Source organism: Streptomyces sp. NPDC050211 (genome assembly GCF_040656035.1).
Classification (GTDB): Bacteria; Actinomycetota; Actinomycetes; order Streptomycetales; family Streptomycetaceae; genus Streptomyces.
In genome coordinates, this window is sequence record NZ_JBFALC010000059.1 from 13,645 (window position 1) to 37,452 (window position 23,808).

Below are 23,808 nucleotides of genomic sequence, written 5' to 3' on the forward strand. Positions count from 1 at the left end.
CCGGATCACTCAAGGCACAAGCCGACCCCGGACACGTCCCCTCACGCGGGCGGCCATCTCGCACATTGCGCGGATCGGGGCATTTTGCATAGTGCAAGCGAGTGTCCCGCCATGCGTCCCCGGCCGCAGAGGGTAGTCCTCGGTGCATCCAGGACCGACCCGCCCACCGCGGAGGCACCCGATGGCCCAGCGTCCCTCGCGTCCGACCACCCGCAAGACCCTGTTCGGTGTCGCAGCCGTGGTCGCCCTCGCGGCCCTCAACGCCCCAGCCGTGGCGGGCTTCGCCCAGCACGCCTACCACCGCTACGAGATCAACCAGCCCGAGTACCAAGCGAAGTACGGCCACTGGGCACTCGCCTCCCTACCGCAGAAGTACCAGCTCAACTCGATCCACGCGATCCTGCTGCACACCGGCAAGGTGCTGCTGATCGCCGGATCCGGCAACAGCGTGAAGCTGTTCGAGGGCGGAGCCTTCAAGAGCACCTTGTGGGACCCGGCCACGGACACCTTCAAGAAGATCGACACCCCGGCCGACCTGTTCTGCGGCGGCCACGCCCAGCTCCCCGACGGCAAGATCCTCGTAGCCGGGGGCACCGCCCGCTACGAGGTCCTGAAGGGCGACGTGAAACGAGCCGGCGGCGCCATGCTGGTCAAGAACGAGGACCCGGACCGCGACCGCACCTTCCCCAAGGGCACCCTCTTTCGCTCGCCCTCCGGCGTGGAGTACCGCTCCCAGTTCAGTGTGCGCGTGCCCGCCGCGAAGAAGACGACCACCGGGCGGATCGGCCCCGTGAAGGTCACCGCGAGCGAGGCCCGCGTGTTCGTCGAGGCGGTGGAGGAGGGCCCGCTGGGTATCACCAACACCACCGAGCAGTACGCCATCGTCGGCTTGAAGGGCAAGGACGCCGACAACCTCTACGGCATCGCCAACAAGCTCGGCCTCGACAAGAAGGACTTCCAAGGCATCAAGGACGCCTACGAGTTCGACCCGGTCACCGAGAAGTACACCAGGGTCGGTTCCATGAGCGAGGCCCGCTGGTACCCGACCCTCACCACCCTGTCCGACGGACGCGTCCTCGCCGTCTCCGGCCTGGACGACATCGGGCAGATCGTGCCGGGCAAGAACGAGATCTACGACCCGAGGACACAGACCTGGTCCCCGGCACCGACCCGCTACTTCCCCACCTACCCGTCCTTCTTCCTGACCGGCAAGCAGAAGATCTTCTACTCCGGCTCCAACGCCGGATACGGGCCCGCCGACAAGGGCCGAACCCCCGGCCTGTGGGACCTCAGGACCAACACCTTCACCCCCGTCCCCGGCCTGAAGGATCCGGACGTCCTGGAGACCTCCTCCTCGGTCCTGCTGCCGCCCGCGCAGAACAAGAAGGTCATGGTGCTCGGCGGCGGAGGAGTCGGCGAGTCCCGTGCGGCCACCTCCCGCACCGCGATCGTCGACCTCGACGCCGAGCACTCCGCCTTCACGACCGGTCCTCGCCTGCCGGAGAACACCCGCTACCTGAACAGCGTGATCCTGCCGGACGACACGGTGTTCACCACCGGCGGCAGCCACGACTACCGCGGCAAGGGCGCCAGCGACATCCGCAAGGCCCAGATCTACGACCCGGCCAAGAACACCTTCACGCCCGCCGCCGATCCCACCGTCGGCCGCAATTACCACGCCGAGGCCCTGCTGCTGCCCGACGGCCGTGTCGCCGTCTTCGGCTCCGACCCCCTCTTCGCCGACAAGGCCGACTCCCGCCCCGGCCACTTCGAGCAGCGTGTCGAAGTCTTCGCCCCGCCCTACCTGCACCAGGGCGGCCGCCGCCCGGACCTGACCCTCGGCGGCCGGACCGACGTCGACCACGGCGGCGAGGTCGTCCTGCACACCACCGACCCGGCCGGCATCAGCCGCGTGCGACTCATCCGCCCCGGATCCGCCACCCATGTCACGGACTTCGACCAGCGGTCGGTCGCCCTGGACATCACCCGGCGCGCAGGCGGCACGCTCACCGTCCGCGTGCCTGACGACGCCTCCCTCGTTCCACCCGGCTGGTACATGGCCGTCGCCGTCGACGAGCGAGGTGTTCCGTCCCGCGCCGTCTGGATCCACGTGTTCGCGTGAGACGGCGTGCTCACCGCGGCCACTGAACCCGAAGGGCACCGGCTTGTGATGCGCATCACGCTCCCCAGTGCAAAATTTACCTAGTGCAATGATGGTTCGGCCCTGCGCACACGTACTCCCTGACACACAGCTCGCTCACGTCAGGAGGCTCCATGCCGATCTCCCGCAATAAGGCCGGGACGGTCTTCGTGTTCGGCGCGATGGGTCTGACCCTCGCAGCCCTCGCCTACCCCGCCATGCTCGGCATCGAGAACGCGGCGACCAACACGTCCCGCATCATCGCCAACACCCAGTACGGCCCGCTGACCGAAGCCGACCGTGACTTCGTCGTCAAGGTCCGCTCTGCCGGCCTGTGGGAGTACCCCTTGGGAGAGATGGCGATGGAGCGGGGCACCACGAAGGAGATGAAGGAGGCCGGCGAGCACCTGATCGTCGGCCACGCCGGGCTCGATGAGATGTGCCGGAAGATCGCACCGGAGCTGAACATCACCCTGCCCAACCAGGCCAGCCCTCAGCAACAGCAGTTCGTGGCGACCGTGGACTCCAAGAGCGGCCAGGAGTTCGACTCCACCGCCGTCAGCATCATGCGCGTCACCCACGGCCAGATCTTCCCCGCCATCGCCAAGATCCGCGCCAGCACCGAGAACGTCCTGGTCCGCCAGCTGGCCGACCTCGCCAACGACACGGTTCTGGACCACATCACGGTCCTGGAGAACACCGGCATGGTCAACTACGAGCAGGTCAACTTCCAGCAAACGAGCCCGCCCAAGCTCCCCAAGGACCAGCTGACCCCGCCCGCGCCTCAGCCCGGTGCCCCCTTGGTCGCCCTCACCCCGCGCCCGGACCTGGACGTCAACACCAGCTCCCCGACACCCACGCCCAGCCCGACCGTCGAGTGAATGGCGAGGCGGCGGCACCCTCTCACGGTCCAGCCGCGGAGGACGGGACGACAGGAGGGTCGGAGGCAGTGTGGAAGATCCGGTAGGAGCGTACGACCGCGATCACGCACACGATGACGAGCGCGGCGACCCAGCCGCCCAGGCCGCGCAGAGGGGCCGAACGGGCCGCTCCGGCCTCCACGCCGCGCGGCGGCACGCGCCCCTTCGAGCAGAGGTAGCGGCCGCGACTGGAAACCGCGCTCGGTCCGCCTTCGACCGAGGTCACCACGGCGGATTCCACGCGCCCCCGCTCCGCCAGCACCAGGCCGACAGCCGCCTGCGGCGCCTGCAGCGCCTGCAGCGCAAGGCAGGCTCCGAGCAGGGCGACGATCGCGATCAGCGCCCGCCGGCCCGCACCACGCAGAGGCAGAGGGCGAGCACGGCGGCACACGCCAGGCCGCCCTCGCCGTCCGCCAGCCCGGGAATCCCGTACCAGGCACCGGCGACCGCGACCCCGCTGATCGCTCCCGCTCCCACTCGACGGGCCCCTACACCGCGCTCCGCAGATGCGCCATCAGGTGCCGTTCCTGCATGGGCAGCAGACTGCCGGTCCGCACGATTCGCTTGCATTATGCAAAACGCAGGGCGGAGAACAGCAGCCCAAATCCGACGGTGACGCCAGGCGGATCAGGCGTCGCGGGCCGCCGGAACGTCCATCGCCCAGCCCAGCGGGTGCGGCTCCGCGTCATCGAGCGCCGGCGCCAGGGGCTCTCCCCCCGCCTCGTTGAAGGCGGCAAGGGCCTCCATGAGCGCCAGCCGCTGTGTCGGCGTGAGCCGTTCGACAATCGCGGCGATCTCGGCGCGGCGCCGGGCGGTGACGTCCTCGACCGTGCGCCGGCCTTCCTCGGTGAGCTGCAGCAGGGTCTCGCGGCGGTTATCCGGATTGGCCTGCCGGTCGGCGAGGCCGGCCGCGATCAGCCGGTCGACCATCCGCATCGCCGTGGACGGCGCCACCTGGAGCAGGTCGGCGAGCGTGACCAGCTTGGTGGCCCCGCGCGTGGACAGCACCACCAGCATTCTGAACTGCGGGAGCGTCACGCGTTCCTCGACCTCGGCGAGCGAACGGGCGGAGACCGCCACCAGCAGTCGCGACGCGGTCAGCACCGCACGGGTCACCACGTCAACATCGTCCATCGCCCCCGCTGGGGTCTCACGCTCCGGCATACGTCCTTTGTACCGTGCCGAAGTCCCTGCTCACTCAGGCGATGGGAACAGATTTTCCTTCCTCATGACCGTGATAGCGCAGCAGGAGCATCGCGGCGTCGTCATGGGGCGGCCCACCGGCATGCTGGGCGAGATCCGCGCGCAGGGCATCCAGGGCCCGGTGCGCGTCGGGATCCTTCAGCAGGTGCGCCCGCTCGCCGACCGGATAGAAGCGGCCGTCCTGGTCCCGGGCCTCGGTGACCCCGTCGGTGTACAGCAGGAGCTGCTCGCCGGGGGCGAAGTCCACCCGATACGGCTTCGGACCCTCGCTCCCGTGTGCACCCAGCCCCAGCGGAAGCGCGTAGGCGGGCGGCTGCGGGAAATCGACGGCGCCTTCCTTGCGTACGACCATCGGGGCCGGATGGCCGTAGTTGAGGAACACGGCCTCGTGGCGGGTGCCGATCTCGGCGAGGATCGCCGTGACGAACTTCTCGCCCTCCAACTCCCGCGCCACGCTCCGCTCCAGGCGCTCGTGCCGGCGGAGTCACCACAGGATGGCAAGCGACGCAAGGCAGGCCGCCAGTCACACGTCGTTGTCCGGCCAGCCCAGGAGCCGGGCGCCGATCACCGCGGTCTGCAGGGTGTAACGGTGGACGGAGTCGGCCGGGTTGGCACCGGTGAGCTTGTGGATGCGCTCCAGGCGGTAGGTGAAGGCGCGCACGCTCAGGCTCAGGCGACGAGCTGCCTCGGCCGCGACACACCCCGAGTCGAAATATGCGGTGAGTGTGTCGACGAGCGGCCGGGCGCCGCCGCGCGCGGACTGCAGTGGGCCCAGCGTGTTGCGCACAAGATCGGCCATGGCCTGCCGGTCGCGGGTCAGCACCGGGTAGACGAGGAGGTCGGCGGCGCGCAGCACCGGCTCGTCAATGTGCAGCCGGTCAGCCAGATCGAGGGCGTTGAGGGCCTCTTCGTAGGAGTGGACAACTCCACCGGCGCCCGGGTGTGGGCGTCCGATGGCGACCTTGCCTCCATCGGTGGCGGCGTGCGCCTGTTTGGCGAAGAACGCCAGGACCTCGTCCTGTTCTCCTGGGGCGATACAGACCAGCCGCCCGTCCTTGGTGGTGAGCAGGATGCGCCGCTCACCGAATCTGCTGATCACAGCGCTCTCCACCTGCCGGGTCGCCGGATGCATGTCCTCCACCGGCTTGCTGCCCTGTGCGACGGCGACCGCATGGGCTCGGGAGAGAAGCAGCCCGAAGCGTTCGGCTCGCTCGGCCAGGCGCCCGAGGTCGCTGCGTCCGTAGAGCAGATCGTCGATGAACTCCCGCCGCACGCCTTCCTCCTGCCGTACGGCGAGCCTCTGTGCCCGTTCATGGCCTTCGGCGAAGGCGTCGATCGCCTGCTCGACGACGGCCAACACGCGATCGGCTTCCGTGGCGGAGAGAGTGGGCCGGCTCTCCCGGGTCACGGACAGATGCCGGCGGACGAGGGCCCGCAGCCCGAGGCCGGCTTCGGCGGCGCGCTCTCCCCGGGTGCGCAGGGACTCCAGCTCGTCCCGCGTGAGGCGGCGGCCTGTCACGCACGCCTCGGTCAGTATCTGGGTATACCCCTCCAGATACTCGTCGGGTACCTCACGCCCGGTCACCCGGCCTCCTCTGTTCTTGACGTACTGCTGGCGTCTTCCTCACGCACGCCGGACAAGAGTGGCAGACCCCCGGGCCAGTGAGAGAGCCCGGCATAAATAGCGCGTCAAGATTGCCGGTGTCGGGCAACCCAGAATGGGCGGTTTCGTTGCCAAGCAGCTCTTGACAGGAGCAGTGGCGAGTCCGGTGCCGGACCACGGAAATCCGGCGCCAGTCCTCCCCCGGCCGCCGACGGATCGTGTGAGGCAGGTCCCGGAGATCGCCGACGCCGCCGTCGACTTCCCGCGCTCGTCGTGGTCGTCAGATTCTGCCTGTTGGTCCAGCGGGGGAGTGACGGGCTCGGTTTGGTTGCCGGTTTCCGGGCGTTCTCCTTGGTGTACCCGGTCGTCAGGAACCCGTCTGTTGGCTGGACTCCGGGTCGCCGTGCTCGCCGAGCCAGCGGGCGAGCTTGCCCCGCCGGCCGACTGCGCGCAGCCGGCGTTCGGCGGCCTGCCGCACCTTGGGAGTGGTGATCAGGAGGAGTTCGTCGCCCGCGCGCAGCACGGTGTCGTGGCCGGGGACAGTGGTGGCGCCATCGCGGACGATGAGAGTGACCGCAGTCGGCGGCGGCAGGCGCAGTTCGAAGATGGCGACGCCGTGCAGGCGTGATCCGGCGGGAATGCTCACGGTGAGCAGGTCGGCGTCCAGCACGTCCAGTGGGGCGGTCTCCACCTGGATCTCACGCAGAGCGCCCGGCCTGGTCAGGCGCAGCAACCGGGCGGCGGCGGGCAAGCTGGGGCCTTGGACGACGGTGAAGATGACGACCAGGACGAACACGATGTTCAGCAGGTCCCGGGCGCCGCTGAGACCTTCGACAATGGGGAAGGTGGCCAGCACGATCGGTACGGCGCCGCGTAGTCCCGCCCAGGAGATGAAGCCCTGCGCGCGCCAGGGGACGCGGAAGGGCAGCAAACAGGCCAGAACGGACAGGGGCCGGGCGGCCAGCAGCAGGACCAGGCCGACGGCTACGGCCGGGCCGATCGCGGCGGGCAGTTCGCTGGGGTCCACCAGCAGGCCGAGCATGACGAACAGGCCGATCTGGGCGAGCCAGCCAACGCCTTCGGCAAAGGAACGGGTGGCGGCACGGTGCGGCAACTGGGCGTTGCCCAGTACGAGTCCGGCCAGATAGGCGGCGAGGTAGCCGCTGGCGTGCGCGGCTCCGGCGGCAGCGAAAGCCACGATGCCGAAACCGACGATGGCCAGCGGGTACAGGCCGGTGGCGGGCAGCGCGATATGTCGCAGGGCGGCGGCACCCAGGCGCCCGATCGCCAGCCCGAGCACACCGCCGACAACCAGCTCGTAGACGACTTGCCCGGCGATGTGTGCCGGACCGGGCACGTCGGCCGTACTCAGGACCAGCACCAGGATGACGGCCGGCGCGTCGTTCAGGCCGGACTCGGCCTCCAGCAATCCGGCGACCTTCTGCGGCAACGGCAGCGACCTCAGCACGGCGAACACCGCGGCGGCATCGGTCGACGACACGATCGCGCCCAGCAGCAGCGACAGGTGCCAGTTCATGCCCAGCAACCAGTGCGCGCCGGACGCGGTGACCAGTACGGAGACGGCCACCCCCACGGTGGCCAGCACACCAGCCGGCAGCAGCAGGCGCCGTACGTCGGCCCAGTCCGAGGTCAGACCACCCTCGACCAGGATGACGGCCAGGGCCGCCGTGCCCAGGGCCTGCGCCAGCTGGGCGTCATCGAAGTGGAGGCCGATCACGTCCTCGCCGACGATGACACCGACGGCCAGGAACAGCAGCAGGCTGGGCAGGCCGACGCGATGGGCTGTGCGGGCGGCGGCGATGCTGGCGAGCAGAACGGTGCCGCCGACGAGCAGGGTCAGATAGAGGTCCTGCAACGTCACAGGACCGCCCCCCTGCCGTGCACGGCACCCGTACCCGGCCTCCCGCGGGAGATACTTTCGCAAGCCACGGGCCCCTCCTCTGGCAGCCGCTCGATGCGCACCACACCGACAAGTGCTGCACGGGGCACGACTGCAACGGCAGTGCTGATGATCAGGACAAAACAGGCATGTCACGGTAACGCGATTCGGCTGCGCCTCCCGAGCACGGGTTCTGCAACGTCACCTGCCGACAGCTCTCGCGCATGGGGACGCGTGCCCCTTGCCGGGTAGCGTGATCACATGCAGCTGTTTCTGACGCCTCCGCCGCCCGCCGCTTAAGGCGGGCGGTCATGCAGAGCCATCCCGGGGTTGCCGGGGTGGCTGTGCGGGTTGCCCACGAAGACAACGTGATGGCAATCAATCGAGGAGATCTCAGTTGCAGTCCTCTTCTGCCCTGTCCGTCCGGCAGGGTGTTCTCTACGTCGCGATCGCGGCCACAGCGTGGGGCACTGGTGGTGCCGTGGCCGCCGGACTCTACGACGCCGGCGGAATCGGCCCGATCTCCGTCTCCTTCTGGCGGTTCCTGACCGGACTTGGGCTGCTCCTGGCAGCTCGCCTGGCCCGGCGGTCCAGGCGGCCGGAGACGGCGGTCTCGCTGCGCGAAACGTTCGCGGCAAACAGGCGACGGGCCCTGATCACAGGTTTCGGGCTGGCCGTGTACCAGACCACCTACTTCGCCTCCGTGCAGCAGGCAGGGCTGACCGTGGCCACGGTCGTGACCCTCGGCTCGGGGCCTGTGCTGGTCTCGGTCGGAGCCCGGTTCGTGTTGGGCGAGCACACCGGCGCCGCCGGAACGGCCGCCGTGGCGAGCGGCGTCGTCGGCCTCGTGCTGCTGATGGGGGGCGCCAATGGGAACACCGGCCCGGACCCCGTCCTGGGCATCGGATACGCGCTGCTCTCCGCCGTCGGCTACGCGGGCGTGACCCTGCTGGGGCGCGCTTCCGGCCGCAAGAACACTGGTGGGGCGTTCGAGTCGACGGTGACCGGCTTCGCGGTGGGCGCTGTCTGCCTTCTGCCGATGGCTCTGCTGGAAGGTCTGCTGCCCGACATGGAACGTGCGGCATGGACCCTGGGGCTGATCATCTACTTGGGGGCGGCACCGACGGCGCTGGCATACACGCTCTTCTTCACCGGCCTTGGCGTCGTACGGGCGACAACGGCCTCCGTAGTTGCCCTGGTGGAGCCGCTCACCGCTGCGGTCATCGGCATCGCGGTCTTCGGTGAACGGCTGAACGCGATCGTTCTCACCGGCACGGTGCTTCTACTGTTCGGCGTGCTGTTCCTCGCAGCCGACGAGGGACCCGGCAAGGACTGAGCCGACGCACAGAACACGGTCCAGGCCGGCAGCGCTTTTTGCCGGCGATCAGTACGTTCCACAGTGACGCGGCGCCGTCCAGGCGTCCGTTGGCGCAACAGGAGTCAACGTCGGCGGGTCCCCGAGCCGGCACCCAGGAGTTCGGCCAGGCCCTGGCGGGTGGCGGCCAGCACCACGCGGTCCTGCGGTCGCAGGACGTAACCGGGGTGCAGGTCCCAGAGGAGACCGCTGGGGTGCTCGGTGCCGTCGTACGACGGTGAGGCCGCGAGGTCGGGCATGCGTTCGTCGGGGGCGGCGGAGTCGATGGCCAGGACGCGCCATGCACCGGGGCGGAACGACTCGGCGACCGTGCGGCCCTCCAGCTGCGGATGCCCCGCCACGTCGAGCGCGGCGAAGAGGAGGACTCGGCGCTCGACGGGGATCGCGCCGAGGATCCGGCGGCCCATCATCGCTCCGGCGAACGCGGGTGCGGCGAGGGTGGACACGCTGCGGCTGCGGGTGAGGGCCCGGGGGTGGGCGGCGCGCAGGGTGCGGTAGACAGCGAGGGCGAAGGCGTCGTCGTACAGACGCAGTGAGACACGCAGGCCCGGCTCTACGGATCGGGCGTACAGGGCGGCTTCGAGGTTGGTGGTATCGCTGCTGGTCACGGCCAGCAGTGCATGCGCGCGGTGGACCTTCGCGGCCTCCAGCACGCCCTCCTGGGTCACGTCGCCGATCACCGTGGGCACGTGCAGTCTGCGCGCCAGCGGGATGCCACGCGCCTCGGGGTCCTCCTCCACGCACACCACCGGGATGCCGAGTTCGCACAGCCGGGCCAGGACGCGGGTGCCGACCTTGCCGAGCCCGAGCAGGACGACGTGGCCGGACAGGCCGCGCGGCGGGCGGCGCAGGGCGGAGGCGGTGCGGAAGGTGCCGAGTCCTTCCAGTACGGCGGCGAGCAGCACGGGCAGCAGGAGCAGTCCCGTCAGGCCGGACAGGAGTTGGAGGACCTGGCGGGCCGTGGGACCGCCGAGGGCCGGGTCGCCGATGGCGAAGAGGTCGAGGAGGGTGAGGTAGGCGGCGTGCAGGGGGTGATCACCGGTGGTCAGCCACGACGCCACCGCCAGGCCGACGACGCTCAGCACGAGCCCGGCCAGGGACCAGCGCAGTCGGCGCGAGAAGAGCGAGCCGAGCGGCAGGCCGCGGCTCGGGACGCGCTCGGGGCCGTCGTGCGTGACGGTTTCCAGCACGACGGTGCCACGGCCGGCTGCAGCGGCGACGGTACGGTCGTCCGGCAGCAGCAGCGGTCCTTCCTGGCCGCTGGCGTCCGAACCCTCCGCTCCCGCAGGGTCGTTGGCCGTGGCGGAGAGCAGCGCGAGCGTGCACAGACCGGGGTCGGCGACCTCGCCGCGTCCTGGCGGGGTGCGCTCGACGGCCCGCAGCAGCAGACCGTCCGCCTGCACGACCTTGCTGGTGCCGGCGACGGCCGTCGCCGCCAGGGCGGGGGCCGCGGTGTCCGCGTCCGAGAGCACGGTGGTGGAGGTGTCCAGGGCGGCCGGATCGAGGCCGGGTGAGGCGACCGCGGCGGCCTGATCCAGCAAGTCGGCCAGATGCTGGCCGAGTTTGCGGTCGTAGAGCCGGATGACCAGACGCAGGCGGGGATTGAGGCGGCGGGCCGCGAGCGCGGCGCGGATGTTGGTCTCGTCGTCGTCATGGACGAGGGCGAGGGCATCGGCGCGCGCGACACCGGCCTCGGCGAGGGTCTCCTCGTCGAGGAGTGGCGCCTGAAGGACGCGGACGCCTTGTTGGGTCTCCAAGTCGGCGGCCCGGTTGACGATCGCCTGCATCCGGGCGAGCAGGGCGGCGGCCCGCGCCCGTCCCTCCGTACCGTTCCCGGTGTCGGCGGTACCGGGCAGCGACGGTACGACGACGGTGACCCGCGTGCGGTACAAGTCCCGCAGTTCAGCGGCCAGGCGCTCGGCGAGCGCGTCGTCGCCGCACACCACCATGTGGCCCGGCAGAGCCGGATGCCGGGCCTGGTCGGGAAGCGAGGGCACGCGCCTCATGGTGCGCACCTCCGTCCCCCGATGCCCGCCTGTCCGCCCTGGCCGCGAGATGGACCCCCGTCTGCCCGAGCGGGTAACGTCCGACGGCCATCTCCTGCGGCGCCGTATACGAGTCGGCCCACCCCTTCTCCCTCCCCCGATGCCGATACCAACGGGACAACGACAGCAAAGCGCACGCCGCCGTGACCGGGACTGATCATGACGCATGAGCCGAGTGGTCACAGCCGGCTCGGTCGGCCCCTGGGTATCGCAGTCCGGCATCAACGAGACGTCAAGAGTGCCGGAACGCGGCAATGCGGTGAGGAACAGCGCCAGTTCACAATGACCTTGGCGCACACACGGGTGTGTCCTGATGCCCGGCCCCGGCAACGGCCGCGGATGCCCGGACACTACGGCGAGACTTGAGGGTGAGGGATCTTGGAGGTCATCGACGCCGCCGCGCAGTACCCCACCGTCATCTTCACCTCTGCTCTTGTCGTCGCGCTCGGCTTCTGGTTCCTGGTCCTGCTGGGGCGGGTCGGTGTACGCGACTTCGATGCCGACGCCCCGGCGCTGGCCAGGGTGTTCGGAGGAGCACCGGTCGCCGTGGCCGCCTCCGTCGTCACGGTGAGCGGCTGGCTCGTCAGCTTCTCCGGAACGGTCGTGTTGGACCGAATCGGCGTCGCAGGGTTCGGCGCCGCCCTGGCCCGCGTCATGCTGCTGGTGCTGTCCGCGCTCGTGGCCTGGTCGGTGGCACATGCTCTCGCGGGTCCGCTCAGCAGGCTGTTCTGCTGCGAACACAGGCCGCGGCGACGGGACTTGGCGAACGGCACTCCGTTCGAACCTGGCAGTCGCCACGCCCGCAGCTGAGTCGACCGCCCGCGCTGCAACCGCCGGCCTCTTCCTGACGCGCCCTGCTCGCGAGCGAGCGGGCTGCTTCGCCTCCCTGTCGAGGCGTCACCTCTTCGCAGACTTCAAGGATTTCCCATGGATGCCACCGCTGTGGGCATCGGTTTGACCGTCACCCTCGGCCTGCTCGCGGCCGTGGAGTCGTCGGTCAACCGCTCCACCGACCCCCGCCACCTCATCGCGAACCCGGCGGCCCGGCACGCCGCCCGCCCGGCGCCGGGCAACGGGGAGCAGTGAAGTGCCGCGCCCCCGGGCCAGTGCCGCTGCCTCGCAAGGTGCCCGGCGCGGTCGCCGCCCTCCGACGCGCACGCGCGGGTACGGGCATGCTGCTGGTGCTGCTCGCGCTGCCCTTCGCCATCGGTGGCCTGACCGGGGCGCGCCCAGCGGCGATGGCGCTGGGGCTGGTGGCTGGCCCTCTCGCCTTGCTGCTGTTCGGCGAACTGTGCGAGGAACGCCCGCCGACGCGCCACTCGGCGACCGCGATGGCCGCACGGACCCTCACCGGTATGCGCTCCGTCGACCTGAACCACATCACCAGCGTCCGACTGCTGACGACGTTCTCCTACGGCGGCACCTATCGCACCCTCGTCGTCCGCGACGCCCACGGGGTGCGGCTCGGCGTCACGTCCGCCGCCGGGCGGCGCGCCTTGAACAAGGCTCTCGAACGCCAAACACGTGACCAGACGCGGCGGCGGCCGCGAGTGAGCCGGGCGGCCAGTTGCTGCCTCGGGACCGGGCGGCCCGGGCATCTCGCCCCGCACATCACACTCGTGTTCCTCGCTCAGGTGGGGACCATCTGCGCCTACGTCGTGGCCGTACTCGAGGTCGGCGTCGGCTGACCGGTCAGCCCGAAACCGGGTCTGTCACAGCCGCAGACACAAACCGGTGCCATCCCTAATGTGACTCGTATGGGACGGCACATCAAGAAGCGCGCCTTGGTGGGCGATACACCACGCGCGGATGCCGTTCGGACGGTCCATGACCGTTACTGGACACGGGAGTTGCGCAGCGCGGTGCTCTACGGCGTGCTGCTCTTCGGGGCGTTGGTGCTACTCGACTGGGGGCTCGTGCGGCTCACCGCCGTGCGCGCCGGTTGGTGGGCCGCGCTCGCCGTCCTGCTCCTGATCATCCTGACGCCGCCGCGGGTGAGTGCGGCTGCCGGCCGACTCGACGCACGCGGGCTCGTGACCCACCGCCGGGTGCGCACCGACCGCCTCGTGACGGTGCGCATCTCCGAAGGTGTCAGCCCGCGCGTGATTCTCACGGACACGTCCGGCGGGCGGCTGGTGCTGGATCCACGCGTCCTGATCGCCAACCCGTTGCTGTGGCACCACCTGGATCAAGGTGCACGCCGATCCCTGGAACAGGGGACCCTGCGGTCCGGCATACCGGTGCTGGAGCGGTTGGGGCGGCGGATCGACGGCGAGCTGTGCCGCGGAATCCTCCGGGCCTCCAGCATGGAATAGCCCTGCTCGCCGCGGCGCTCGGATGCGATTACTTGGGGCTCACCGCTCCTGCGGCGCCGAGGAGTTCGTGCAGCAGGTGAGAGGCCGTGATCACACCCAGCAGATGGGTACCGTCTTTCGCCTTCTCCGCCACCGCGACCAACGGGCTGCGCACCTGCGCCATCAGAGCGGCCACCTCCAGCGCGGTGTCGTCGGGGTCGGCGACCGGCGGCGGGGCCGCCTTGCTGGACAGACACTCCCCCACACGGCGGCCGGCCAACGCCTGGCAGAGCCGGTCGGCGTGCTTCTCGTCGACGACCGCGGCAAGGGTGGGGTCCTCGATCACGTAGGCGGGCACCAGCACCTTGATCATCTGGGAGGCCGGCAGGATCGCCTTCGGCTCACCCCGCTCGTCGAGTACCAGAAGGCCGGGCAGCTTGTGCTCGGCCATCAGCCGGGCCGCGTCCATGGCGTCGCTGTCGACGCTCACTGTTTCGTATTCGACCGCCAGGTCACGAGCGCGCACGGCGGGCTCCTCATCTACTGGAAACGTTCCTGTGCTCAGCGTCGTACGTCTTCCGGGTGTCGGCCAGGTCATTGACGCGAAACATACGCAGCGACCTCGATAGACACGGATCGCGCCGCTCCGATTACGCCGGGCGGTCAGCCAGAGCCACAGAAACGCCGCTCGCAGTCCACTTCTGGGAAGCCGCCCAGCGACCATGAGCCCGGGCAGCTCAAGGGCCGCCCGGGCTCGCTCCGCTGATCAGTACTGAGGTCAGCCGGTGATTTCGACCTTCCCGTTGGCCTCGGCGGGTGCCGTGGTCGCGGGCTGCGAACCGCTGCCCCGCTGGGTGATGCCCTTCAGCAGTTCGGCGAGGTCGACTCCGGTGGTGGAGCTGAGGAGTTCGACGCCCTGGGCGACATTGTCGGCGACAGTGCGCGACAGCTGGCTGGCGCCGTCCGTAGAAATCACCGTCATCTTGTCGATCGCGCTGAGCGGCTCGGACGCCTTGGCGACCACCTGTGGCAGCACCTCGACCAGCATCTGCAGCACGGCCGCGTCGCCGTACTGGGCGAAGGCGTCGGCCTTCTTCCGCATGGCCTCCGCCTCGGCGGCACCCTTGGCACCGATGGCGGCGGCCTCGGCCTCGCCCTCGATGCGTACCGCGTCGGCGAGCGCGGCGCGGTGCGCCTTCTCGCCCTCACCGGTCAGCCGGGACCGCTGGGCGTCCGCCTCGGCCTGCTTGACCAGGGCGATCCGGCGGGCCTCGGCCTCCTGCTCAGCCTGGTAGCGCGCGGCGTCGGCAGGCTTGCGGACCTTGCTGTCCAGCTCGCGGTCGGTCAGCGCGGCCTGCCGTTCGGCGACCTTCTCCTGCTCGCTCAGGACCTCCTGCGACCGGGCGGCTTCCGCCAGCGGACCCGCAGCAGCGGCGCGCGCGGCAGCCTCGTCGGTCTCGGCCTTGATCTCGGCCTGCTTGAGCGCGAACGTCCGCTGCGCGATCGCGATCTCCTCCTCGGCCTTCAGCCGCGCCTGCTCGGCGGCACGCCGGGCCACCGCCTCGGCGATGTCGGCCTCCTGCTTGGCGCGCGCGGCCTCGGGACGGCCGAGGTCCTCCAGGTAGGAGCCTTCGGTGGAGATGTCCTGGATCTGGAAGGCGTCGAGCACGAGGCCCTGCCCGGACAGGCTGGCCTCGGCCTCCTCGGCGACCTGCCCGGCGAACGCGGCCCGGTCGCGGATGATGTCCTCCACCGACATCCGGCCGACGATGGCGCGCAGCGCGCCGGAGAGCACTTCCTGGGTGAACCCGACGATGCCGTCCTGCTGCATCAGGAACCGCTGGGCCGCGGCGCGGATGGAGTCCTCGCTGCCGCCGACCTTGACGATGGCGACACCTTCGAGGTGGGCCTTGACCCCACGCAGCGTGACGGCGCCCCGCACCGCGACCGGAATGTGCCGGGAGGACAGGTCGAGGGTGAACTTCTGCTGCACGAACGGCACGACGAAGACACCGCCGCCGACCACGACCTTCTGGCCACTGTTGTCCGTGAAGATCCGGCCGGTCTCCGGGTCGGTGGATGTCTTGCCGCGCCGCCCGGTGACGATGAACGCCTCGCTGGGCCCGGCCACCTTGTAACGGGTGATCACGACAAGTCCGAGCAGGACCAGGAGTACGACGACTCCGATCACAGCGAAGACAACTGGGCTCATGACAAATTCCCCTCAGCCCTCCCAGGGGACGGCAGATCGATGGGTTCATGTGGACGAAAGGGCACCGCGGGCTCGGTGCCGGATGTGTACGGCGGCGCGGTCGGTCAGCGTTCCACCAGGCGTACGGAGACCGACGTATGCGACAAGGTCTCCTCCACCCAGATCTCGGCGCCTCGCGCCACCGGGGCGGAACTCTTCGCCGCGAGCTTCACGGGTTGTCCGGCCAGGTGGACCAGTACCTCGCCGTAGCCGCCTGCCGGGATGGCGGTGACTACGGAGCCCGAAACACCGACCAGGTCGGCGTCGCGCGGGGCGGCGCCGGACCGGTCGCTCATCAGGGCACGGCTGAGGCGATACGCGAGCCAGCCCGTGCCGACTCCGGCCGGCACGCCGATCACGGTGGCACCGACGGCGCCCAGCCCGGTGGCGCCCATGGCGATCGCACCGGAGAAGCCGAGCATGGATACGAATCCGGCGACGACCGGAAGCGACAGCCACCCCTCGAACACCCCGTCCAGCACGTCGACCCCGTCGAAGAGTCCCTCAAGGACGCCGTCGAAGACGAGCGACAGCACGAGAAGCACGACCCCCGCGATGCCCAGACCGAGAAACCAGGCCATCCGCGTTCACCGCCTCTCCTCAACGCCTTCGTGCTGGTTGACCGCATGCTCGCATGTGGCCAAGTGCCAGCACATTGCCGTGTTCCGGCAGCCTTTACACGGCTTTGATGCCGTGCTCCTCACATCCCGTCCAACAGAACACACTCAGGTTCTTCCTGAAGGGGATCGGTTTGCACAGGGCGGCTCGCGGGATTGGAGCGCTGGAGCGTACGGCGAGGTCTCCCACCCCAGGACCCCGCATGGTCACGACCGTTCGCACGTTTTTCTGCTGACCTGTCAAACCGTTTTCAGGCTGCGCTCCTCAGCAGACGCTCAAATCCGGATAACGATCGCATTGCCGCCCCTGAGATTTGTGCCACAGGGGCCCGTTTATGCGACTTGGGTCACTCGAGGCCGCGTAGAGAGCGTGATAGGACTTCCCAATTCCTTCATGGGACGACCTTTGCCATGTGCGCACCGTCCCTTTACCTGTCCCCCCACTGCTGCGCCACGCCAGCACGTCCCCGCTCTACCGAGGTAGACCACATGTCACTCGAGTCCGTCACGACATCCATCGACGACGCCGTCAGCGATTTCTTCGAACCCGTCGCCGAGCATGTCGGCGATGTCGTCTTCTACGCCGTGCCCGTCGGCGACACCGAGCTTCCGCTCATCGTCGCCTGGCTCGTGATCGCGGGCCTGATCTTCACCACCTGGTTCGGGCTGATCCAGGTACGCAAGTTCAAGCTCGCCATCGACGTCGTGCGCGGCAAGTACGACGAGGAGGGCTCGCCCGGTGAGGTCAACCACTTCCAGGCGCTGACCGCCGCCGTCTCCGGCACCGTCGGCCTCGGCAATATCGCGGGTGTCGCCGTCGCCGTGTCCATCGGCGGCCCCGGCGCCACCTTCTGGATGATCCTGTGCGGCCTGCTCGGTATGGCGAGCAAGTTCGTCGAGGTCACCCTCGGTGTGAAGTACCGCGAGGAACACGAGGACGGCACCGTCTCCGGTGGTCCCATGCACTACCTGCCCAAGGGGCTCGCCGAGCGCTTCGGCAGCGGTGGCGCCAAGTTCGGCAAGGTGCTCGCCGTCCTCGCCTCCATCATGATCCTCTTCTTCGGCCTCTTCGGCGGCAACCTGTTCCAGACAAACCAGAGCTACGCGCAGGTCGCTTCGACCTTCGGCGGCGAGGACGGCTTCATGGCCTCCTCCGCCGGTGCCGTCCTCTTCGGCCTGGTGGTCGCCGCGCTGGTCGGCCTGGTGCTGCTCGGCGGTATCCGCTCCATCGCCTCGGTCACCAGCAAGCTGGTCCCGGCGATGGCCGGCATGTACATCGTGGCCTGCCTGGTCGTCATCCTGGCGAACGTCACCGCGGTACCCGACGCGGTCCAGGGCATCATCAAGGGCGCGTTCGAGGCCGACGGTGTCGCGGGCGGCGTGATCGGCGCCCTGATCGTCGGCTTCCAGCGCGCCGCCTTCTCCAACGAGGCCGGCCTCGGCTCCGCCCCGATCGCCCACTCCGCGGTCAAGACCAAGCACCCCGCGAGCGAGGGCCTGGTCGCCCTGCTGGAGCCGTTCATCGACACGGTCATCATCTGCACCATGACCGCGCTGACCATCGCCATCGCCAACCCGGCCAGCTGGGCCGAGGCCCGCGAGGGCAACGCGGACGAAATCGGCGGCGTCACCATCACCTCCGACGCCTTCGAGACCGTACTGCCCTGGTTCCCGAACCTGCTGACCGTCGCGGTGCTGCTGTTCGCCTTCTCCACGATCCTGACCTGGGGCTACTACGGCCTCAAGGCGTGGACGTACCTCTTCGGCAAGAGCCGGACCAGCGAGATCATCTTCAAGGCCGTCTGGAGCCTGTTCGTCGTCGCGGGCTCCCTGCTCTCCCTCGACACACTGATCAGCCTGGCCGACTCGGCGCTCTTCCTGCTGTCCGTGTTCAACATCATCGGCCTCTACCTGCTGGCCCCCGTCGTCAAGCGCGAGCTCAACTCCTTCCTGGACTTCGTCCGGAGCCGCAATACCCAGACCGTCGTGGGCGGCGGGGATCCTGAGGACGAGCGGGAGTCCGCCAAGGTCGTCTGACCTCACAGCTCAGCATGTGGGCCGCCCCGTACCATTCCTCGGTACGGGGTGGTTCCGAGCCACTCGATTCCAGCCCGCAGGATCCGGCTGTGCTTCGTGTGCCGGCCGCCTGACGAGGGACAGACCCAGCGCCCAAAGAGCCGCGAAAAGCAGCCAGAGCGCAATCAAGCCCCGCCGCCGATGGGTGCGGCTGTAGTCGACCAGAATGCGCGCGTGCAGCAAGTCGACGTCCCGCTGGGCTTCGGGCAGCGGGCGCAGACGCCCCCATCCGGCCGCATGCCAGGCAGCTGACCGCCTTGCAGCCCGGCCGGGTTGTACGTGAGGGCGCGGACACTCAGGCTGAGCCGGCGCGCGCCGACTCGGCCGTGACGTACTGGGAGCCGAAGCACACGCTCAATATGGCTACGAAGGGCGCCGCCGCGGGCCGCCGGGAGCGAGCCCAGGACGGTGCGTACGAGATCGGCCATGGCTTGCCGGTCTCGGGAGGGCTCAATCGCCGGACGTCTGCCCCCGACGCGGCACTTGGGGCGACATCGCAGCCTCGGCCTCCGCCTTTGCGTCGCTCACCGCGGCGGCGGCCTGCTTCTCGGCCTCATCAGCAGCCGTCGCAGCGTCGAGCGAAACCGTCGAGCCTGCATCGAGCTCCGGAGTCCGGCTTTCTTGCGACGTGTCGTCGGCGTCGGCGCTGGATGCTTCCTCAGATTGCGCAGTTTGGGGAGCACCCGCCGTCGACTGATCACCGAACGCACGAGTGACGGTCCGAACTGCCTCGGTCAGCTCCCCCGGGATCACCCAGAACGTGTTGTTGTCGCTGCCCGCCAAGTGCGGGAGTGTCTCCAGGTACTTGTAGGCCAAGATCTTCGGGTCGGCGTTGTTGCGATGGACGGCCTGGAAGACGAGCTCCACCGCCTTTGCCTCGCCGTCCGCCCGCAAGATCATGGCTTGTTGCGTGCCCTGCGCCTCCAGGATGTCCTTCTGCCTCGTACCTTCCGCTGTGAGGATCTTGGCTTGCCGCTCCCCTTCGGCGTGCAGGATGGCCGCGCGCTTGTCACGCTCGGCCCGCATCTGCTTCTCCATCGCCTCCTTGATGGTGTGCGGTGGATCGATGGCCTTGATCTCGACGCGGTTGACCCGGATGCCCCACTTGCCGGTGGCGTCGTCGAGGACGGCGCGGAGGCGGGAGTTGATCTCCTCACGGGAGGTGAGTGTCTCCTCCAGGTCCATGCTGCCGATGACGTTCCGCAGCGTGGTCACAGTGAGCTGATCGATCGCCTGCAGGTAATCAGCGACCTCGTAGGCCGCCGACCGAGGGTCGGTGATCTGGTAGTAGAGCACGGTGTCGATGTTCACCACGAGGTTGTCCTCGGTGATCACCGGCCTCGGGTCGGACGAATAGACCTGCTCTCGCACGTCGAGTTTCGTGTTGATGCGGTCCGCCACCGGCAGGACCAGGTTCAGGCCGGGTTGCAGCGTCCGGCGATACCGGCCGAACCGCTCGATGTTGTAGCGGCGCGCCTGCGGGACGATCCGCACAGTGGAGGCCACGAGGAAGACGACAACAAGGGCCGCCACGAGAGTGAGGACGACAACTGGATCCACAGTGCCTCCGTTGCTGTGTGTTCAGCCGTTCATGGAAGGAGTTCGCGGGGGTAGACGATGGCCGTGGCGCCTTCGATCTCCATCACGTCCACCAGCGCTCCCACCGGGATCACGAGGCTTTCGTCGAGGGCGCGGGCGGACCACTCCTCGCCGGACAGTTTGATCAGGCCGCGAGTCGCGGTGACCTCCTGCATGACCTCGGCCCGCTTGCCGATCAGCGCATCACTGCCCTCGTATATGAGGGGCTGCTGTGCCATGTGCCGCAGCGCGATAGGACGGACGATGGCGAGGCCCGCTGCCGCTGCTGCCCCCAGCGCCAGGAGCTGGCCGAGGAGGCCGATGCCTACGCCGGCGACTACGGCGGCAACCAACGCGGCGCCCGCCAGCAACCCGAAGAACAGTGTCAAGGTGAAGAACTCAGCGACACCCAGTGCCGCGGCGGCGAGCAGCCATACGAACCACGGCATCGAATCGCCCTCCTTCAGGGGCCTTGTCCACCAAGCTACCTCCCGGACCGCCGGCAGCACAGACACGGCAGCTGCGGTTCTTGGCCGTCGGGCACCTGCCCGGCCTCGGCCGGCTCATCCCATCACATAAGCGCAGGTCAACGACTACGTCGCCGCAGATGAGAGCGCGACTTCGGCTCGCATTCTCAGCTCCAGTGGTACAGCGGATTACCGGGCACGAGCCCGCCCCTCTCTTTGCTTCGGTCGTACGACGCCGGGTCCCCGTGCAGCACGGTCGACGATAGGGCCACGCAGCGGCGGCAACCATGCCGGATTCCGGCAGTCCTGGATGCCTTTTGCCTGCACGGTGGCGACGCGCGGTTCGGCCGGCGCGACATCGAGGCCGGTGCCCGGAGCCGGTTCGGCCACCGGATCCGGCTCCGCCACACCGGTAACTGGATCAGCCGGCCCCCCGGACACCGCATCCCGCCACCGCGCCGGCTCGCCTGATCGTTCCCGTATCCACGAGGCCCGCGCCGCCGCCGGTCCGAGTCGCCGACGTTCGAAGTTCAGTGCACGACCGGGCAGTTCCCCCATGCCGCGGCCAGGGCTTCGGGAATCTGCGGGAAGTACCCCGGAAGTACTTGGTGGCGCTGCCCTCGTCCTGCATGCCCACGAGTTCCTCGTGCGTGGCACCGGGGGTGGCCTCGAAACGGGTGGCGGCGTAGCGGACGCCGCCGCACTGGCCGTAGAAGAACTGGTGCGGCACCGGCTGGACATGGACGAAGCGGGGAAAGCTGCGCTGGTATGCCCTCGTCACGGGGGCCTTCACTTCGTTGCTGACGGTCAGATTCCGGCAGCCGTGGTCGTTTGCGGGGGTGGTGAGAGTTCCGGTGGGAGCGGGAGAGACCGCCTTGGCCGGGGCAGCGGAGGTGCGCGACGGCGAGGGCGTGGAGGTGGCAGCTGTCGGGGTGGTGGTGGCCGGGCCGTTCGAACGGGTGCCTGCCATCGCAGAGGCATGCGCGGAAGGCGAAGAGGAGGAGAGGGCACCCGAGCCGACGTGGGAACCCGACGCGTCCTGGCATCCGGTCAACACCAGGACTCCGACCATCACCGTCATCACCGACGTGCCTCTGAGAACGGGCATGGCGGATCCTCTCCTCGACCGACGAGCTGACGAAGCCACGTCCACGACCTGCGCCGTGCGGCCGGCCGCAGGCTCGTTCCTAGACACACCGGGCAGCTCCGGCGTTGCAAGGAGAGGCATGCGGGACGGTCTCGGTTCCGTATACGCGTGCATGCCCGGTGGTTCGCAGGCACGACTCCCCACATGACCAGTGTCCGGGAAGTGACCTGCCATCCCCTTCTTAAGACCCCCTGTGGTTACGTCGTTCTGTGGGACAGCCCTGAAGTCGGCACCACGCCGCGCAGCCACGCCACTGAAACAGCATCCACGCAGCTCAAGAGCCCCTCATCGCCCACGCGCCCGTCGCTTCCCAAGCTGAGAGCGCGGGTTCGATTCTCGTCAGGCGCTCCAGAGCGAGCAGAGTGAACCCCCAGGTCTCAGCGGCCTGGGGGTTTCTTGTTCTTCCGGTAAATATCCTTGAAGTGCACCGCAGTGACTGTGCTCGGGAGGTCCTCATGGCCCGCAGCCACCGCTTTCACCTCGACCAGGGTGGGCATTCAGTCACGGTTCAGACAGGTGCTGTACCGGGCGGCGTTGAGTTGCTCGTCGACGGCAAAGTGGTCGCCGTTCGTCGGAGGCACCGCAAAGATGTCACGGTGCTGGCCGCCGACCTGCCCGGCGACCCGCCACAGCCGTTCACCATCCGACTCGGCCGGTCGGAAGAGACAGGGGATGTCCCCGTCTGCGTCATGGAAACCCACGGCAGCCGCGTCTCCGTGCCCTACGCGCCGCTCGCCGCCCGACAGGCGGCGTCCCTGACCGCCGACGCTCAGGTACATCCTCTGCGGTGGCTGCGCCGAGTCATACGCCGACGCTCGCGGAACATCCGTCTGAGCCGCCGTTAGGCACGCCCTTCTCTGCCGACACCCCAGCGACGTTGTCGTGGGTTGCCGACGCTCCGCGTTGCACGCGCCTGCGACATTCTCCCCCAGCCCTGAGCGCTCACTGGCTCTCCGTGCCGCGAAGTGCGTGGCGCTGGACGATTCGGGAGATGTCATGCGCGGTGATGATGCCCACCAGGCGCTGTCCGTCGATGACGAGGATGCGCATGCCGCTGCCCGGGGAGAGCTTTTCGAGTACGTCTTCCAGGAGGTCGTCCGGCGCGCACGTGGCGCCTTTCGGCAGCGGGGTCGCCACATCGCGCACCCGCACTGTCTCCCGCTGCTGCGCGGGGATCCGCGCGAGCCGCGCCAGGTTGAGCAGGCCACTGGGGCGTCCGTCGAAGTCGATCAGGGGCAGCACCGAGTGGCGGGTCCGCACGGCCACATCCGTGATGCACCGCTCCACCGTCAGCCAGTCCTGGCACGCCTCCACGGGACTCGACATGGCGTCCGACGCGCGCACTCCGCGCAGGGCCGGGGCCATCCGGGCGCGCTGACGTTCCGCGCCGGCGACGATCAGGACGAAGAAGCCGATGACCGCCAGCCACAGGCCGCTCCATACGCCGTACAGGACGGAGATCCAACCGAGGGCGATCAGCAGCATGCCAAGGACCTGCCCGCTGCGTGCGGCCGCCCGTTCGGCCCGGTCCCGGTCTCCGGTACGCCACCACATCAGTGCCTGCACGACGCGTCCTCCGTCGAGCGGTGCGGCCGGCAGCAGATTGAACACGGCCAGGACGCAGTTCACCCAGCCGAGCCAGACCAGGACCGCCGCGGGAACCTCCCAGCCTGACGCGGCCTCCAGCCCTATGCCGGCACCGAGCGCAGCCCCACCGACGGCCAGGCTGGCGAGCGGCCCGCTCACAGCCACCAGGAAGGCCGCCCCGGCCGCGCGTGGCTTGCCCATCTCGGTCATCCCGCCCAACGCCCACAGCGTGATGCTCTGGACCGGGATACCTTTTCTCCGGGCCGCGATCGCGTGCGCGGCCTCATGAGCCAGCAGACTCCCGAGCAGCAGCAGAGCCCCGGCCAGGCCGGCGACCGTGTAGGCGGCGTTCGACTGGTCCGGAACCCCGGCGGGGAGCGTGTGGCTGCCCAGGCTGTACCCGAACAGCACCACGAGCAGGGGCACGGTCCAGTGGAGGCGCAGCGGCACCCCGAGCAGGCGTCCCATCCGTACCGAGCCGTTCATCACCATCTCCTGCGGACGGTGTGGGTCCCCCTACTGACAGTGTCCCTCGTGCCGGGTCCCGACGCCGGGCATGGACGGCTGCGGCCACAGCGAGGCTCTTGAGCGGTCGAGGGGCGTCG

General features: G+C 69.3%; 21 protein-coding genes and 1 pseudogene. 9 read left to right on the forward strand and 13 right to left on the reverse strand.

Features of this window, described 5'->3' with window-relative positions; translation table 11 throughout:
• Positions 1 to 181 precede the first annotated feature (181 nt).
• Both AB0I98_RS38700 and AB0I98_RS38705 read left to right on the forward strand, forming a co-directional pair.
• On the forward strand, positions 182 to 2,122 hold the full coding sequence (locus tag AB0I98_RS38700) for a kelch motif-containing protein (protein ID WP_362950080.1): 1,941 nt from the start codon (positions 182 to 184) through the stop codon (positions 2,120 to 2,122).
• Between the two features lie 152 nt (positions 2,123 to 2,274).
• Entirely contained in the window at positions 2,275 to 3,021 is a 747-nt protein-coding gene (locus AB0I98_RS38705) for a DUF4142 domain-containing protein (protein ID WP_362950082.1), read from the forward strand.
• A gap of 22 nt (positions 3,022 to 3,043) precedes the next feature.
• Here the strand turns inward: AB0I98_RS38705 and AB0I98_RS38710 are convergent, their stop codons facing one another.
• The 5 genes and pseudogenes from AB0I98_RS38710 to AB0I98_RS38730 form a co-directional block, all read right to left on the reverse strand.
• The gene (locus tag AB0I98_RS38710; protein WP_362950084.1) at positions 3,044 to 3,451 is read right to left on the reverse strand and encodes a hypothetical protein; all 408 of its coding nucleotides are present in this window, start codon (positions 3,449 to 3,451) and stop codon (positions 3,044 to 3,046) included.
• 236 nt (positions 3,452 to 3,687) lie between these two features.
• On the reverse strand, positions 3,688 to 4,224 hold the full coding sequence (locus AB0I98_RS38715; RefSeq protein WP_362950085.1) for a MarR family transcriptional regulator: 537 nt from the start codon (positions 4,222 to 4,224) through the stop codon (positions 3,688 to 3,690).
• 34 nt (positions 4,225 to 4,258) lie between these two features.
• Positions 4,259 to 4,735 (reverse strand): annotated as a pseudogene (locus AB0I98_RS38720) (PP2C family protein-serine/threonine phosphatase); the annotation flags it as partial.
• 51 nt (positions 4,736 to 4,786) lie between these two features.
• The gene (locus AB0I98_RS38725; protein WP_362950086.1) at positions 4,787 to 5,848 is read right to left on the reverse strand and encodes a helix-turn-helix domain-containing protein; all 1,062 of its coding nucleotides are present in this window, start codon (positions 5,846 to 5,848) and stop codon (positions 4,787 to 4,789) included.
• 385 nt (positions 5,849 to 6,233) lie between these two features.
• A complete protein-coding gene (locus tag AB0I98_RS38730) occupies positions 6,234 to 7,748 on the reverse strand; it encodes a potassium/proton antiporter (protein ID WP_362950088.1) in 1,515 nt (504 codons plus the stop codon).
• Positions 7,749 to 8,163: 415 nt separating this feature from the next.
• Here AB0I98_RS38730 and AB0I98_RS38735 point away from each other — a divergent pair, with 415 nt between their 5' ends.
• Positions 8,164 to 9,102, forward strand: a complete 939-nt coding sequence (locus tag AB0I98_RS38735; RefSeq protein WP_362950090.1) for an EamA family transporter — start codon at positions 8,164 to 8,166, stop codon at positions 9,100 to 9,102.
• 104 nt (positions 9,103 to 9,206) lie between these two features.
• Here AB0I98_RS38735 and AB0I98_RS38740 read toward each other — a convergent pair whose 3' ends face one another.
• Positions 9,207 to 11,090, reverse strand: coding sequence for an NAD-binding protein (locus tag AB0I98_RS38740; RefSeq protein ID WP_362950148.1), 1,884 nt, complete (start codon positions 11,088 to 11,090; stop codon positions 9,207 to 9,209).
• Between the two features lie 474 nt (positions 11,091 to 11,564).
• Here AB0I98_RS38740 and AB0I98_RS38745 point away from each other — a divergent pair, with 474 nt between their 5' ends.
• The 4 genes from AB0I98_RS38745 (at position 11,565) to AB0I98_RS38760 (ending at position 13,501) form a co-directional block, all read left to right on the forward strand.
• Positions 11,565 to 11,996: a hypothetical protein gene (locus tag AB0I98_RS38745; protein WP_362950091.1), complete on the forward strand. Its 432-nt coding sequence runs from the start codon at positions 11,565 to 11,567 to the stop codon at positions 11,994 to 11,996.
• A 117-nt stretch (positions 11,997 to 12,113) separates the two neighbouring features.
• Entirely contained in the window at positions 12,114 to 12,272 is a 159-nt protein-coding gene (locus AB0I98_RS38750; RefSeq protein ID WP_362950092.1) for a hypothetical protein, read from the forward strand.
• 20 nt (positions 12,273 to 12,292) lie between these two features.
• Positions 12,293 to 12,874: a hypothetical protein gene (locus AB0I98_RS38755; protein WP_362950093.1), complete on the forward strand. Its 582-nt coding sequence runs from the start codon at positions 12,293 to 12,295 to the stop codon at positions 12,872 to 12,874.
• 69 nt (positions 12,875 to 12,943) lie between these two features.
• Positions 12,944 to 13,501 carry a hypothetical protein gene (locus AB0I98_RS38760; RefSeq protein WP_362950094.1) on the forward strand — a complete coding sequence of 186 codons (558 nt, stop codon included), beginning with the start codon at positions 12,944 to 12,946 and terminating at the stop codon, positions 13,499 to 13,501.
• A 28-nt stretch (positions 13,502 to 13,529) separates the two neighbouring features.
• Here AB0I98_RS38760 and AB0I98_RS38765 read toward each other — a convergent pair whose 3' ends face one another.
• The 3 genes from AB0I98_RS38765 to AB0I98_RS38775 all read right to left on the reverse strand — a co-directional run bounded on the left by AB0I98_RS38765 (position 13,530) and on the right by AB0I98_RS38775 (position 16,312).
• Positions 13,530 to 14,006 carry a CBS domain-containing protein gene (locus tag AB0I98_RS38765; RefSeq protein WP_362950096.1) on the reverse strand — a complete coding sequence of 159 codons (477 nt, stop codon included), beginning with the start codon at positions 14,004 to 14,006 and terminating at the stop codon, positions 13,530 to 13,532.
• Positions 14,007 to 14,258: 252 nt separating this feature from the next.
• Positions 14,259 to 15,692, reverse strand: a complete 1,434-nt coding sequence (locus AB0I98_RS38770; RefSeq protein ID WP_362950097.1) for an SPFH domain-containing protein — start codon at positions 15,690 to 15,692, stop codon at positions 14,259 to 14,261.
• Between the two features lie 104 nt (positions 15,693 to 15,796).
• The gene (locus AB0I98_RS38775; protein ID WP_362950099.1) at positions 15,797 to 16,312 is read right to left on the reverse strand and encodes a hypothetical protein; all 516 of its coding nucleotides are present in this window, start codon (positions 16,310 to 16,312) and stop codon (positions 15,797 to 15,799) included.
• Between the two features lie 525 nt (positions 16,313 to 16,837).
• On the opposite strand from AB0I98_RS38775, the gene AB0I98_RS38780 reads away from it, so the two are divergent.
• The gene (locus tag AB0I98_RS38780) at positions 16,838 to 18,385 is read left to right on the forward strand and encodes an alanine/glycine:cation symporter family protein (RefSeq protein ID WP_362950101.1); all 1,548 of its coding nucleotides are present in this window, start codon (positions 16,838 to 16,840) and stop codon (positions 18,383 to 18,385) included.
• Between the two features lie 489 nt (positions 18,386 to 18,874).
• Here AB0I98_RS38780 and AB0I98_RS38785 read toward each other — a convergent pair whose 3' ends face one another.
• From AB0I98_RS38785 to AB0I98_RS38795, 3 genes are all read right to left on the reverse strand, one after another.
• Positions 18,875 to 19,984, reverse strand: a complete 1,110-nt coding sequence (locus tag AB0I98_RS38785) for an SPFH domain-containing protein (protein ID WP_362950103.1) — start codon at positions 19,982 to 19,984, stop codon at positions 18,875 to 18,877.
• A gap of 29 nt (positions 19,985 to 20,013) precedes the next feature.
• Positions 20,014 to 20,451 (reverse strand): NfeD family protein, encoded by a 438-nt coding sequence (locus AB0I98_RS38790; RefSeq protein WP_362950104.1) that lies wholly within the window; start codon positions 20,449 to 20,451, stop codon positions 20,014 to 20,016.
• Positions 20,452 to 20,890: 439 nt separating this feature from the next.
• Positions 20,891 to 21,577, reverse strand: a complete 687-nt coding sequence (locus AB0I98_RS38795; RefSeq protein WP_362950105.1) for a hypothetical protein — start codon at positions 21,575 to 21,577, stop codon at positions 20,891 to 20,893.
• Between the two features lie 494 nt (positions 21,578 to 22,071).
• On the opposite strand from AB0I98_RS38795, the gene AB0I98_RS38800 reads away from it, so the two are divergent.
• The gene (locus tag AB0I98_RS38800; protein WP_362950106.1) at positions 22,072 to 22,461 is read left to right on the forward strand and encodes a hypothetical protein; all 390 of its coding nucleotides are present in this window, start codon (positions 22,072 to 22,074) and stop codon (positions 22,459 to 22,461) included.
• 97 nt (positions 22,462 to 22,558) lie between these two features.
• Here AB0I98_RS38800 and AB0I98_RS38805 read toward each other — a convergent pair whose 3' ends face one another.
• Complete coding sequence (locus AB0I98_RS38805; protein WP_362950107.1) at positions 22,559 to 23,689, reverse strand: site-2 protease family protein; 1,131 nt, start codon at positions 23,687 to 23,689, stop codon at positions 22,559 to 22,561.
• Between the last annotated feature and the right edge of the window lie 119 nt (positions 23,690 to 23,808).

Excerpts from the sequence above, each read along its gene's own strand:
- AB0I98_RS38705 (WP_362950082.1), top strand. The coding sequence starts at position 2,275 with ATGCCGATCTCCCGCAATAAGGCCGGGACGGTCTTCGTGTTCGGCGCG.
- AB0I98_RS38700 (WP_362950080.1), top strand. The coding sequence starts at position 182 with ATGGCCCAGCGTCCCTCGCGTCCGACCACCCGCAAGACCCTGTTCGGT.
- AB0I98_RS38750 (WP_362950092.1), top strand. The coding sequence starts at position 12,114 with ATGGATGCCACCGCTGTGGGCATCGGTTTGACCGTCACCCTCGGCCTG.
- AB0I98_RS38770 (WP_362950097.1), bottom strand. The coding sequence starts at position 15,692 with ATGAGCCCAGTTGTCTTCGCTGTGATCGGAGTCGTCGTACTCCTGGTC.
- AB0I98_RS38775 (WP_362950099.1), bottom strand. The coding sequence starts at position 16,312 with ATGGCCTGGTTTCTCGGTCTGGGCATCGCGGGGGTCGTGCTTCTCGTG.
- AB0I98_RS38800 (WP_362950106.1), top strand. The coding sequence starts at position 22,072 with ATGGCCCGCAGCCACCGCTTTCACCTCGACCAGGGTGGGCATTCAGTC.
- AB0I98_RS38760 (WP_362950094.1), top strand. The coding sequence starts at position 12,944 with ATGGGACGGCACATCAAGAAGCGCGCCTTGGTGGGCGATACACCACGC.
- AB0I98_RS38805 (WP_362950107.1), bottom strand. The coding sequence starts at position 23,689 with ATGAACGGCTCGGTACGGATGGGACGCCTGCTCGGGGTGCCGCTGCGC.
- AB0I98_RS38740 (WP_362950148.1), bottom strand. The coding sequence starts at position 11,090 with ATGGTGGTGTGCGGCGACGACGCGCTCGCCGAGCGCCTGGCCGCTGAA.
- AB0I98_RS38790 (WP_362950104.1), bottom strand. The coding sequence starts at position 20,451 with ATGCCGTGGTTCGTATGGCTGCTCGCCGCCGCGGCACTGGGTGTCGCT.
- AB0I98_RS38780 (WP_362950101.1), top strand. The coding sequence starts at position 16,838 with ATGTCACTCGAGTCCGTCACGACATCCATCGACGACGCCGTCAGCGAT.
- AB0I98_RS38715 (WP_362950085.1), bottom strand. The coding sequence starts at position 4,224 with ATGCCGGAGCGTGAGACCCCAGCGGGGGCGATGGACGATGTTGACGTG.
- AB0I98_RS38795 (WP_362950105.1), bottom strand. The coding sequence starts at position 21,577 with ATGCCCGTTCTCAGAGGCACGTCGGTGATGACGGTGATGGTCGGAGTC.